At 47.3% G+C, this 11899-nt stretch carries 15 protein-coding genes and 1 pseudogene; 7 read left to right on the plus strand and 9 right to left on the minus strand.

Annotation, left to right across the window (positions count from 1 at the left end; genetic code table 11):
• Nucleotides 1–8: 8 nt before the first annotated feature.
• Entirely contained in the window at nt 9–296 is a 288-nt protein-coding gene (locus tag NDI33_RS23055) for a hypothetical protein (protein ID WP_190676294.1), read from the minus strand.
• A 322-nt stretch (nt 297–618) separates the two neighbouring features.
• Here NDI33_RS23055 and NDI33_RS23060 point away from each other — a divergent pair, with 322 nt between their 5' ends.
• Nucleotides 619–837 (plus strand): hypothetical protein, encoded by a 219-nt coding sequence (locus tag NDI33_RS23060; RefSeq protein ID WP_199302468.1) that lies wholly within the window; start codon nt 619–621, stop codon nt 835–837.
• Nucleotides 838–900: 63 nt separating this feature from the next.
• Here the strand turns inward: NDI33_RS23060 and NDI33_RS23065 are convergent, their stop codons facing one another.
• The 3 genes from NDI33_RS23065 to NDI33_RS23075 all read right to left on the minus strand — a co-directional run bounded on the left by NDI33_RS23065 (nt 901) and on the right by NDI33_RS23075 (nt 3259).
• Nucleotides 901–1524, minus strand: coding sequence for an NAD(P)H-binding protein (locus NDI33_RS23065; RefSeq protein ID WP_190676296.1), 624 nt, complete (start codon nt 1522–1524; stop codon nt 901–903).
• Between the two features lie 853 nt (nt 1525–2377).
• Nucleotides 2378–2713 carry an SH3 domain-containing protein gene (locus tag NDI33_RS23070; protein ID WP_190676298.1) on the minus strand — a complete coding sequence of 112 codons (336 nt, stop codon included), beginning with the start codon at nt 2711–2713 and terminating at the stop codon, nt 2378–2380.
• A 228-nt stretch (nt 2714–2941) separates the two neighbouring features.
• A complete protein-coding gene (locus NDI33_RS23075; RefSeq protein ID WP_190676300.1) occupies nt 2942–3259 on the minus strand; it encodes a DUF4278 domain-containing protein in 318 nt (105 codons plus the stop codon).
• A 294-nt stretch (nt 3260–3553) separates the two neighbouring features.
• Between NDI33_RS23075 and NDI33_RS23080 the strand changes: the two are divergent.
• A pseudogene (locus tag NDI33_RS23080) lies at nt 3554–3646 on the plus strand (transposase); the annotation flags it as partial.
• 91 nt (nt 3647–3737) lie between these two features.
• Here NDI33_RS23080 and NDI33_RS23085 read toward each other — a convergent pair.
• Nucleotides 3738–5021 carry a glycosyltransferase gene (locus NDI33_RS23085; protein ID WP_190676302.1) on the minus strand — a complete coding sequence of 428 codons (1284 nt, stop codon included), beginning with the start codon at nt 5019–5021 and terminating at the stop codon, nt 3738–3740.
• A 720-nt stretch (nt 5022–5741) separates the two neighbouring features.
• Complete coding sequence (locus NDI33_RS23090; protein WP_242033164.1) at nt 5742–7202, minus strand: HAMP domain-containing sensor histidine kinase; 1461 nt, start codon at nt 7200–7202, stop codon at nt 5742–5744.
• Between the two features lie 327 nt (nt 7203–7529).
• Here NDI33_RS23090 and NDI33_RS23095 point away from each other — a divergent pair, with 327 nt between their 5' ends.
• Together NDI33_RS23095 and NDI33_RS23100 are read left to right on the plus strand one after the other, a co-directional pair.
• A complete protein-coding gene (locus NDI33_RS23095; RefSeq protein ID WP_190676304.1) occupies nt 7530–7886 on the plus strand; it encodes a PadR family transcriptional regulator in 357 nt (118 codons plus the stop codon).
• A 227-nt stretch (nt 7887–8113) separates the two neighbouring features.
• Complete coding sequence (locus tag NDI33_RS23100; RefSeq protein WP_190676315.1) at nt 8114–8662, plus strand: hypothetical protein; 549 nt, start codon at nt 8114–8116, stop codon at nt 8660–8662.
• A 423-nt stretch (nt 8663–9085) separates the two neighbouring features.
• Here NDI33_RS23100 and NDI33_RS23105 read toward each other — a convergent pair whose 3' ends face one another.
• A complete protein-coding gene (locus NDI33_RS23105; protein ID WP_190676306.1) occupies nt 9086–10117 on the minus strand; it encodes an NADP-dependent oxidoreductase in 1032 nt (343 codons plus the stop codon).
• Nucleotides 10118–10220: 103 nt separating this feature from the next.
• On the opposite strand from NDI33_RS23105, the gene NDI33_RS23110 reads away from it, so the two are divergent.
• Together NDI33_RS23110 and NDI33_RS23115 are read left to right on the plus strand one after the other, a co-directional pair.
• A complete protein-coding gene (locus tag NDI33_RS23110; RefSeq protein WP_277878896.1) occupies nt 10221–10343 on the plus strand; it encodes a hypothetical protein in 123 nt (40 codons plus the stop codon).
• Nucleotides 10344–10410: 67 nt separating this feature from the next.
• Nucleotides 10411–10608: a hypothetical protein gene (locus tag NDI33_RS23115; protein ID WP_190676308.1), complete on the plus strand. Its 198-nt coding sequence runs from the start codon at nt 10411–10413 to the stop codon at nt 10606–10608.
• Nucleotides 10609–10788: 180 nt separating this feature from the next.
• On the opposite strand, the gene NDI33_RS23120 is transcribed toward NDI33_RS23115, so the two are convergent.
• On the minus strand, nt 10789–11139 hold the full coding sequence (locus NDI33_RS23120) for a DUF4278 domain-containing protein (RefSeq protein WP_190676310.1): 351 nt from the start codon (nt 11137–11139) through the stop codon (nt 10789–10791).
• A gap of 265 nt (nt 11140–11404) precedes the next feature.
• Between NDI33_RS23120 and NDI33_RS23125 the strand changes: the two genes are divergently transcribed.
• Nucleotides 11405–11761 carry a hypothetical protein gene (locus NDI33_RS23125; RefSeq protein WP_190676312.1) on the plus strand — a complete coding sequence of 119 codons (357 nt, stop codon included), beginning with the start codon at nt 11405–11407 and terminating at the stop codon, nt 11759–11761.
• Here NDI33_RS23125 and NDI33_RS23130 read toward each other — a convergent pair.
• Nucleotides 11717–11899: hypothetical protein (locus NDI33_RS23130; RefSeq protein WP_206753676.1), on the minus strand; the 183-nt coding region annotated here is incomplete at its 5' end. The genes NDI33_RS23125 and NDI33_RS23130 overlap by 45 nt on opposite strands.

Genomic DNA, 11899 nt, shown 5'->3' on the forward strand with positions numbered 1-11899 from the left:
GAGTTCTCTTACATTGGTTCGCATTGCAGTGCTTTTACATTGCGGAGGTAGTCGAGCTTAGGTGCATAGTTTCCTGGGCAGTAAACATAGACAATGTTTTCGGAGTCGCTGATAACTAAGCGGTAAGCAGGTGGAACATCTCCTTGGCCTTCGCCAATTTGCTCAATCTGAGGAGCAATCTGAGAGGCAGATTGGGCTGAGACTGGAAGCTGGAAGAGAAGGGTGAAACTGAGAACGCTGAGAAAAGTGATAGAGAGCAGAACGGCTTGGACGATGCAATGGGAGTTAAATCTCATGGTTAGTTTCCTTGCTGTAAATGTGGGAAGGCGCTGACTCGACATTTACCTTGTTGTCCTCATTCTTCAACAGGCATTCTATTTAGACCACGCAAGTTCCTTGAGTTAAGCTGCAACTTATCGTGAAGTGCGGTTTTCTTCAGGAAAAAAGGCGCTGATTCAGTAGCTGTCTCTGATATTTAGTGGTTTCAAAGAATCATCGACCCGACATCGGACGCACTTCTGGCTGGTTTTGCCAGTCGTGATCGCGCAAATAAGATTCAAAGTTGGTCGGTGCATTCGCGGTTCATGAAGTCTGCGGGGCGATCGGCTCTATGAAGGCATGAATATTCAAGGCGCAATGGGGTTGACGAATGCTCAAAAAGCAACACAGGGAGATCCTAATGCCGCAGCAGCGCAACGGGCAAAACAATTTGCCGATGCAGAAAAATCCCGTCGTCTCGTCGCAGCCGCCCATGTCTCTTTTCCAGGAGTCAGTCATATTCGTGCAGACAATCAGGGCTATGCTTGGGTGCCTGTGGACTATCGCTGGCGTGAATGATGAGGTTGCGCCGCAAAAAGAATAAGACATGGAAGCGTCCAGATATTCCGCGGGCACACCATGTTAGCTGTTGGCAATCGTAACGGCTCGATTCACATGCGTGTCCGTGGTCAACTGCTCTATGACGAACGCGGCCAGATCGGCGCGGGTTACCTGTCGGCCCTTCTCTACGCCTACGAGCACACGCACGGAGCCGACAGCGGGCTGGTCGTTTAACACGGCGGGGCGAACTAGCACATAGGAGATTCCTGCCTGTGCAATCTCCCGTTCCATAGCTGCCTTATCCGCTGTAGATCCACGCAGGAATGTGGGCAGCAGCAGCAGCCGGAACAGTAGTGTTGCTTGCGCCGTGCTGTCCCCCACACCCAGAGCCGAGATCGCGATGATCCGGCGTGTGCCGTGCTTCTTTGCGGCTGCGACGACAGCGCGGGCAACTCGTTGTTCGATCTCCGTCTTCCGCCACGGCGTCTTGCCGCCGACTGTATCGATCACGGCGTCTTGGCCATCTATCGCGTGGGACATCGTCGCTTGGTCGGTTGCATCCCCAGTGAGAACGCGAACGTTACGCGGGGCGTTGTATTGAGCACTATCACGGATGAAGCCCGTCACATTGTGGCCAGCGGCAACGGCCTGCTCCACCACCTGTCTTCCCGTCTTGCCGGCTGCTCCAATCACTAAGATATTCATTGTGGTACCTCTTTGGGGTGTATCGCAAAACCAGGTCAATGGTTAAGATGAGAAGCCTAAAACTGCCCGCATTGCTTGCTATACCTACTCCTTCTCTAGAAATGACAGCGCTTTATTGCCTAATGTCATCTTTGCTAAATGTTCGGTGGTATTGCCGCTACTCCTTGAGTTATCGGAACCCGGAGAGAACGATGACAGAGCAGACAAGTAAACTGATCTTTTGTCTTTTAAAAGTTTTTGCGGCACAGCCAGCTTCTCTACTCTGCGGTTGCGGCGTGCTCTATGCCTCTAACGACAGCCTCTGGATATAGCTTTTGCCATAAGTCCCAATCCGGTGGAATTTGACGTAACTTTTCACTACGGCTTGTCATTGCTGGAAAGCTGCTTTCTCTATAAGTTCTCACGCTGATTAACTAGCGGGACTTAGACAAAAACTGAGTCAAAAATGGACTTAAATCTAGATAGGGAAAGACTTTTAGCTCAAATGGGTACAAATCTAGTGTTCATAAGGGTTTCAGGCGTTTTTAGGGCATTGACCTCTTTTCTTACCCAGAAGGGTTTTCAGTCCCTTTAGGGGCTAGGAAATGTCTAAGTCCCACTAGTTATCAGGAACAACAGATGGACTCAGCACAGTCTATTGGCGATTAGAGACCTCCTGCTTCCCCGACCGAATTTTAAGTATTTGTACTTAAAACATCTCACCGCTAGCTGCTTTAGCGATCGCGTTTGAGCCACTCCCGGAATAAATATTTTTCTGGCGGGAAGGGAGTAAGTCACACTGACAAGAGCAAGCGTTTCGAGCTAGATTGCCCCTGGTGACAGCTTCGCTCTTTCTTCCCCACGAGAGCGTATTTCAGTCCCCAGCCATTTGCAGGTAGCGATAATGAATCCAACCAGGACGAGCAGCAAGCTTTACCCATTTGCCAGAAGAGGAGGTTACTCTGACGTTGACATCATGTTGGTAAGGGATGACACCAATTCTTCGATAATTAGAACCAGGGCCAGAGCGGATGACGACTCCATTTGGGGCAGTTACCAACACTGTGCAAACAGGTTTAATACCTGGTCTTAGCCGACATAGTTGTTCGGCTGGGCTTTGAACTTGAGTAGCAACGGCTGGCACCGTGGAGTTAGCTGCAATTAGTGTTAAAAATGCTAAGGCAGTCAGTTTTAAGTTGAATTTAAGCATGATTTTACCTCGTTTGGATGAGCAGCTTGTTAATCTGAGATAGACTCTTTTGCAAGGGTGCCGGAGACTGAGCAATCTCCACGGGAACTGGCATCAAGATGGAGAATATGAGTCATTTGATTAGCCTCAACTTATGAAACAGTTCGGTAGAGAAAAAAACTTGCAATCCTTGACGAAGGAGGAATCGCAGAATAAACTCAAGAATCAGAAAGGATTGAGTTGTACAAATTAAATGTGCTTCCTTCTTGTATCTTCCGACTTGATAAGTTTTGGAGTGCTTGCAGGTTGAGTAACTACGCTAACTTCTCCCTGTGCAGTTTTATTCACAAAGTAGGTGATTCCTCGATAGATCAATCTATAAGCTAGTGGTTGTACAGGAACTTCACTCTGCTTTGTATTCGGATCGAATCGATAGGTAACCCCCCGGTAAATCAAATTATAAGCGGGACCAGTGCCACGAACTTGCTTAAAAGGCTGTCTTCTGTTTTGGCTTTCAAGCTTCGAGGGGTCGTATTCGTAGCTAACACCGCGATAGTGAAGTTTCATGGTTTCACCTTTTGAATAAATGTAATAGGTTGGGTTCAAGGGGAACGAAGGTGCTGACTCGACATTGTTGTTCTCATTCTTCAACAGACATTCCATTTAAACCACGCAAGTTCATCGAGTTAAGCTGCAACTTATGGTGAAGCGTGGTATTCTTCAGGAAAAAAGGCACTGATTCAGTGGTTTGCAATTCGTACAAAAGTATGCAACCCGTTATAAAAAAGATTCACTTTGCCCTTTTCCTCAACCCCCACCCCACCGGAAAACTTCGAGTTACCCTTTCACGGGTGGATAATAATTTATCGAAGCCGCTCCAATCGAGCCTGGTGTGAAGAGAGAGGAATTAGACTCAGTGGACTTCCCAAGGGAAGTCCGCCAGTAACTGTCAGTTAGGAAAAGAAATACAAGGGGTAGAAGATGAGAGAGTTCCCATCGCAGAGCAATCGCAGAAGTTTTCGGTCTACTGACATTACCCTATTTTTCAAACGGTCGATGGCTCAAGAACACACGCTTCGATCAGTCTGAGCACCTCCATCTCCGTGTTGTGGTTCGCGAACTCCAGCGCCAGCTCTTTTGCCCGCTCACTATACACAGGGTTGTCGAGAACTTCTCTGGCCGCTGCACGTAAGTCCTCTGCCGTTGCCTGATTGGTTCTCAGGTCGATTCCGACACCAGCCCACTGCACATGCGCCGATACCTCCCCCTTGTCCTCTGTCATCCCTGCCGAGACTATCGGAATCCCATGCGCCAGCGCCAGATTTACCGTGCCATATCCTCCGTTCGTGACCAGCAGATCCACACTCTGCATAATCAATTCGTAAGGCAGAAACGACGCAAGATAGGCATTTGCCGGAATCTCGGTAAGAATCGACTCGATCGGTTGTCCTCCCGTGCTTACCAGAACGATCACGTCCTCTTCCTTGGCCAGTCCAGTCAACGTCGGACCAATGAGTTGCCCGAAATTTCGGTTCGCGATCGTTCCCTGAGTCACAAGAACTAGGCGCTTTGTCCGATCAAGTTCATGCCACCACGTTGGCAGCGCCGGCTGCCCTGGTGGCATCGGTAGAAGACCGATATAATGCACAGGCGACGAGGAGGACGAATCATCCGAATACTGGAAACTCTCGATTCCGTGTTGCAGATAAAGATCGGGCAGCACAGACATGCTCTCCTGGGGGGAAAACGGTAGCGGACCGCAGCCAAGTTCGGCTAGGGCCTTATCTACCCCAGCCTTAGCTGGCTGATGAAACACACGCTCTCGTCTCTCACGTTCTGCAAGCTGCTCTTTCTGGGACATGCCCGGTTGTGGCGGACTCGCACTGAACAGATTCAGTAGCGAAACGCCCAGATGCACAATCGCGGGACGTTCCTCGCGTGCTCCCAGAAGCATCGGCAGCGTACCGAAGAACAACGAATCTGCTACAATGACATCCGCCGGAAAGTCTTGCAGAGCCTGCTTGAGTCCTGCTGCCTGCCCGCCGATCTTTTTCGCAAAGAAATATTCGAGGTCGAAGGCTGCCATCTCCAGTCCTGGGTTTGGATTCTTCGCCTGCTTCAGCTCCAAGAAGAAAGCCATCGCATCAGTGGAACTGTTGGTTTCCGGAGGCTCCGGAGTAAACGGCACCCCTGCCGCCTCCACCATCGGCCTCAACTTAGGTGCCGTCTGTACAACTACGTCGTGATTGTGTTTTATAAGAATGTTGGCGACGGCTAGCAGTGGATTCAAATGGCCTAGGCCGGCTGTTGATGCAATTAATACTTTCATTGGAAATCCTTTACTATGGTTCGGTCACATCTTCAAGCGGTTGCTTTACTCAGGGATTCTTGCAAGACGGTCTTCCGGATTTGGGCTTCCAAATACCGCCCTATTTGTTTTCTTGATGGTCTGATTGACCACCAAAGTAGTTAACCTAGCTTTCAATCATGTCTTCATTCTTCAACAGACATTCCATTTAGCCCATGCAAGTTCCTTGAGTTAAGCTGCAACTTATCGTGAAGCGTGGTATTTTTCAGGAAAAAGGGCCTTGATTCAGTGATTTGCAATTCGCACAAAAGGATGCAGTTCGTTATAAAAAAGATTCGCTTTGGCCTTTTCCTCAACCCCCACCGGAAAACTTCGAGTTACTCTTTCCGGGGTAGATAAAATTTATCAAGTTGTCAAGGTTCTGTTGTAGCCTCAAATTGTGAAATAGTTTGGGAGAGACAAAAACTTGCAATCATTGACGAATGAGGAATTGCAGAATAAACTCAAGAATCAGAAAGCATTGAGTTGTACAAATTAAATGTGCTTCCTTTTTATATCTTCTGACCTATAAGTTTTGAAGTGCTTGCAGGTTGAGTAACTACGCTAACTTCTCCCTGTGCAGTTTTATTCACAAAATATACGATTATTCGATAGATCAATCTATAAGCTACTGGTTGTACAGGAACTTGACTCTGCTTTGTATTCGGATCAATACGATAGGTAACTCTACGGTAAATCAAATTATAAGCGTGACCAGAACCACGAACTTGTTAAAGGGCCGTCTTCTGTTCTAGCATTCAAGCTCCGAGGGGTCGTATTCGTAGTTATATAACTCTTAATTGGGATCGTGAACCAAAATTTTGTCCCTGTACCAAGAGAGCTAATAACTCCAATTTCACCACCATGAGCATGGATGATTTGACGGCACAAGTACAATCCCAATCCTAAACCTAAAGAATTTCGTATATGGGAAGAACGAAAGTACAGCTCAAATAGGCGCTTACATTGTTCTTCCGACATCCCTACGCCGTTATCCTCAATGCTACAGCGTATCATTTTTGATCCGGCTGTAGCACTCAGCGTTATCATCAACCCAGACGGATTATGTTTAATTGCATTTGTAATTAGATTACTAAAAACGCGCCATAGTTGAGTTGAATCAGCAGCCACCAACGGTAAATCTTCAGGCACTAAATTCTTCAGCATGGCTTGATTTTGTTCCAAGATTGGTTCTAAGTCAGCCACTGATGAACTGACCAACCCACTGAGTTGAATGAGTTCAGTGTGGAGGACAATGCCTTGCACATCATTTGCATGAGCTTCGAGTAAGGAGTTAATCAGTTGAAGTTGGTGATCGCTCCCTTGCACCATCCGTTCTAAAATCGAGCGGGGTATAGCAATCGTTGCATCTGGCTTTTGCAGTAAATTATTCAGCACCATTAATGTGCCTATCACGGGGTTACGCAAATCGTGAGAAACGCCATGTAAAAACACCTGTGATTGCCGTTTCGATTCAAACTCACTGCGGTGTAAGCGTTCGTACAAACACACACCAAGGTCACAGATCAAGCAAATCCAGAAATAAAAGACAAAAATTATGATGTTATGGAGAACAGGATTTTCAACCTCTGGATTACTCAAACCTAGTAATGGCTTGACACAAAAATAGTAGCCTATCGTTGTCACTTGCGAGACTAAATGAAGCTGCCAATTTACAGGAATTAACGTTGCTTGTGCCGGAAATACAATCGTCCAAGCGATAAGTACAGGATCGACCTTTTCTTGCAGTGTGGCTTGAATTTGTGGAAGCAGGGTGATTGACCAAGAACAGCATAAGAAAAGCCGTTTCGGGTAACGAGATGCCCAAGGGGATTTCAGCAAAATTAAGCATAACAGCAGACTCAGCTCGATAGTAATGTAAATCATGAGATCGATTAAATTCTCTTCCTGGCTTACTGCTTCGTTCGGATTACCTGAAGCATTAAGAACGGATGTAATACACAAACCTAAGATGAGAAAGGTTAGGCAGGCAATAATAGCAATCCATACAAACCAATGGAGTCGATTCAACATGAAGCGACACCGCCATGCCTGATATTCGGCTGAGTTACCAGCTTGCTGCACTCTCGCCAAAACCGAGCTTACCGTTTTAGCAAATCGATTTAACGGCATCTTGTAACGCATTATTGGAATAGTTCTCATTATTTATAGCTAAAGGCTCCAAGGCAGAAGATTGACTGACCAAGGTTTCAGTATTTGGCAAGAATCCTAATCGCCTTGGCAACTGCTATAACACCGCGATAGTAAAGTTTCATGGTTTCACCTTTTGAATGAATGTAATGCGTTGGGTTCAAGGCGAATGAAGGCGCTGACTCGACATTTACCTCGTTGTTCTCATTGTTCAACAGACATTCCATTTAGCCTATGCAAGTCCCTTGAGTTAAAGCTGCAACTTATCGTGAAGCGTGGTATTTTTTCAGACTTTTAGCATCGTATTGACATATATCCGTAACGGATATAGTATGAGGCATGGATAAAAAGAATACAACCAATAAACCCCTTACCCCAGCCGTGTTTCATATCCTTCTCGCACTCTCCACACAGGAGAGACATGGCTATGAAATCATGAAACAGGTCGAGTTGGATTCACAGAGAAAAGTAAAGATGGGGCCTGGAACGCTCTACGGCTCGCTTGGTCGCATGATCGAGGCGGGATTGATACGTGAGAGTGACAAAAAGATAGACCCAAAAATGGACGACGAGCGGCGGATCTACTACAGAATCACCGGGCTCGGTAAAAAAGCACTCGCTGCGGAATTGGAGCGATACCGCGAAGTTCTGATGGTTGCTCAACAAAGACGGATCTTTCCGAATACTTTTGCCTAGGAAATATGAACGAACGCTTAATACGACGATACCGCAACTGGTATGCAAAACTGCTTCGCCTCTACTCAAAGCCTTACTATGAGCGCTTCGGTGAGGAAATGAAGCAAACTTTCACCGATCTTCTCCGAGAGCGTGCAGAGGAAGGACAAGGATTATTTGGTTATGCTCTTTGGCTGTTCGTCGAAACATCCGCGGGAATTATGAGAGAGAACATAACATATATCATTATGCAAAACAAAAACATTATTTGCCTTGCATTCGGGACAGCATTCATATTGCTGATGCCCTTGATAGCGATGCTGTTTACCAATCAAGTCGTCTGGGATTTGACCGACTTCATTGTCGCTGGTACCCTCATCTTTGGCACGGGTCTCGCCTATGAACTGGTAGCCAGGAAAGGGGGCACTATGGCGTACCGAGTAGCTGTCGGCATTGCACTCGCAGCAGCGTTTCTCCTCGTCTGGATGAACCTTGCCGTTGGTATCATCGGGTCTGAGGACAACCCTGTTAACCTGATGTATTTCGGAGTGCTCGCCATTGGAATCCTCGGTGCCACCATCGCGCGTTTACGGCCACAGGGAATGGCACGTACGTTGTTTGCAACAGCACTCGCTCAGGCATTGGTTCCTATGATTGCACTAATTATCAAGAAACCCCAAGTGACCTCGGTGGAAGCATCCATAGGTGTGTTGGGTGTATTGGGTCTGAATGCGTTTTTCGTCATGATGTTTATCGGATCTGGTATGCTGTTTCGGCGTTCCCGAATCAGGCTATGAACTGGAGCTGATTCTATGCAATGAAACACGTCTTGCGTTCAGCATCCTAATCTATATGGCGATCGCTATAATACTAATTTAAATTGGTATCAGAACAGAGATGGGGGAATTCGCCGCCTGAGAACGAAGCCGGAATCTCTCAGGCACACACCTACTACTTCCATACCACTAGATGAGGGCATTAGCCATCGGGATTTATGCGATCGCTTCGGCATCAGTCCAGTCAATGTTGGGGCAAGGGCTAAGCAAAAAAACTTGACCACTGTAGCGTTTCTCGAACAAGAGACAGGCTGGAGGTACGTCGGCCAACTCTGGTATCCGCCTCAATAATTAGGCTGTTTATTAGCCCAAGGATTCTTTAATTAAGGTGCGATCGCACCTCACCTACCACACTCCAAAAACTCCACAGCCAATCAGACGTAACTAGCTAGGTTCCTCTGAGACGTTAACGACCAGTTTTCCCTTCTTTTTGCCGTCGAAAAGTTTTAGGATTGCTTTCGGTGCATTTTCCAAGCCCTCGACAACCTCTAGAGCATATTTAATTTTTCCCTGATTGAGCCACTGTCCAAGGTCGCTTATCGCTTCAGACAATCGGGGAATATAATCGAGGATAATAAACCCCTGCACACGAACACGCTTTATCAGAATCTTGCTGTAATTATAAGGACCAGGAACAGGCTCTGTTGCATTATAAGTTGAGATTAAACCGCATAAAGGAATACGTGCGTGCAGATTAATTTTTGTCAACACGGCATCAAGAATAGAACCACCAACATTATCGAAATAAACATCAATTCCTCTGGGACAGGCTTGAGCGATTGCGCTTTCCAAGTCAACGGTTTTATAGTTAATCGCTGCATCAAACCCAAGTTCTTCAACAAGCCAGCGGCATTTCTCATCAGAGCCAGTTATTCCCACCACCCGACAACCTTTAATCTTGGCAATTTGTCCAACAATGGAACCAACTGCTCCTGCTGCGGCTGACACAACCACAGTTTCTCCAACTTTTGCCTGTCCAATATCCAAAAGCCCAAAATAAGCCGTGCAACCCGTAAGTCCCAGGGGCCCCATAAATGTGGTGAGCGGACAGGGCAAAGGGTCAGGTAGTCGCGTGAGAGAAAAGCCACTGTTCCCTTCAGCGATCGCATAATCTTGCCAACCCAGCATACCCGAAACCAAATCTCCCTGTTTAAAATTTTGATTCTTAGACTCTTCAACCACACCGATAATACCACCGCGCATGACTTCCCCTATTTCAACGGGAGGCATATACTGCTCCATGTCGCTCATCCAAATGCGATTGGTGGGGTCTAGCGAAAGATAGATAGTCCGTACCAATATCTCACCTTGTTGAGGGGTGGGGATTGGTTCTTCCCGATACTCAAAATCGCTTTCCTTGATGTCACCAACAGGACGAGATGCCAAGCGTAACTGCCGATTTATCCCTGTTTTCATAGCTTTATCCTTGAGTAGTCCTATTCATAAGTACCTGTATAGCCTCACCAGTTTTTTTTCAAAAACGGTAGCCCAACATTCGGAAGTACAGCCCCCGTCGGGCATGGAGCTCTACATGGGTGCCGTCCTCGACGATCTCGCCCCCCTGCATCACAATAATTCGATTGCAGTCTACGGCGGTTTCGAGTTGGTGCATGACCAAGCTGATGGTTCTGTTGTGACGTAGACGCTGGAGGGCCTCTATAACTTATTGCTCGTGCTTCAACTCCAGTGCGTTCTTAAGTTCGTTAAGGATGAGTATAGGAGCCTTAGTGACGAGCGTCGGTGCGATCATCGCACGGGCACTACCGCTGCCCGCCCGAAAGGTTTTGACCGCCCTCAGTGACCAAGGTATCATACTGTTCCGGCAAGGTTTCGATGCACTCAGCTACCCCGGATTCGACCGCCTCCTCCCGAATCTCGTGGAACAAAGGATTTGCACTGGTGAATAAAAGTTCTGAGATCAGCGTAAACCGCTTCTATTTCAAGGAAGTTTTGGTTGCGTAGGTTAGCCATAAAGGGGAGCATCCCAATTGTGCAAATGTATCCCACAAGCAGGGGAGCAGGCGAGAGAATAGATTCAAATTCTCCTAGATCCCTGATTTACAAAAACGAGATGCTCAAGAGCCAGATTACCAGGCACGGTGAATTGCCAACCCAAATTCGGCCGCAGCACGGTACAACATAGATCGCTGACGATTTTTGAGCGTCCGCTTCTGATTGTGCATTAGCGATCGCGCCTTCTGTTGAGTAGAGAAAGCCGGAGTTTTTGTCGGCTGAGTGCTTTTAGGGGTTGGGGTTGTGCCAGTTTGATAGTAAACGCCGCGATACTTCAGGCTAACCGTTGGTTGCAGCACTGGCGGCTTTTTCAAATTGCGGAATCTCCAATCTAATCCCCGGTACTTCCCACCGACTTCACCTAAAGTGGTTTCAACTTCTGAGGGATTGTATTCGTACCTAACACCGCGATAGTAAAGTTTCATAGTTTCACCTTTTGAATGAATGTAATGGGTTGGGTTCAAGGCGAACGAAGGCGCTGACTCGACATTTACCTCGTTGTTCTCATTCTTCAACAGACATTCCATTTAGACCACGCAAGTTCCTTGAGTTAAAGCTGCAACTTATCGTGAAGCGTAGTATTCTTCAGAAAAAAGGGCACTGATTAATAAGTGGTTTGCAATTCGCACAATAAGGATGCAGCCCGTTATAAAAAAGACTCGCTTTGCCCTTTAATCCGGTAATTTGCTTATGGATGCCAATGCCAAGAAATCCAAGCGCAGTAGAGTTGCCTTGGCACGAGTCAGAGGAGTCATTCTGTCGCCTCATGGATGGCAGCGATTTCAAGCGGCAAAACAGCAGGCAGAATCGGAGGAAACCTGGGGTAAGCGGTTCACGCAGGAATATCTCAACGAATGCACAGACCTATCCCCCAATACCCTAGCCCGAATCCTTAATCGCGAACTTGGTGTCGCTCGGCAGTTGCTAGAGTTCCTTTTTCAGGCATTTGGGTTGGAACTCACAAACGCTGATTATGCACCCCCTGTCGCCGCCTGTAAAACGTTAGAGTCGCAGCGAGAAGAACCGCAGCAGGACTGGGATAACTGACGGGGTGACAACCCCGTTAGGGATAATGCTCCAACGGCTGTTGTACTGTTTGCTGGAGGCGGTGGGGTAGAAGCTGGCATGGTCATGGCTGGTGTTAGACCCCTTTTGAGCGTGGAATGCGACCCCAGTCGAACAGAA

The sequence above is a fragment of the Trichocoleus sp. DQ-A1 genome, assembly GCF_039961955.1.
Lineage (GTDB): Bacteria > Cyanobacteriota > Cyanobacteriia > Cyanobacteriales > FACHB-T130 > FACHB-T130.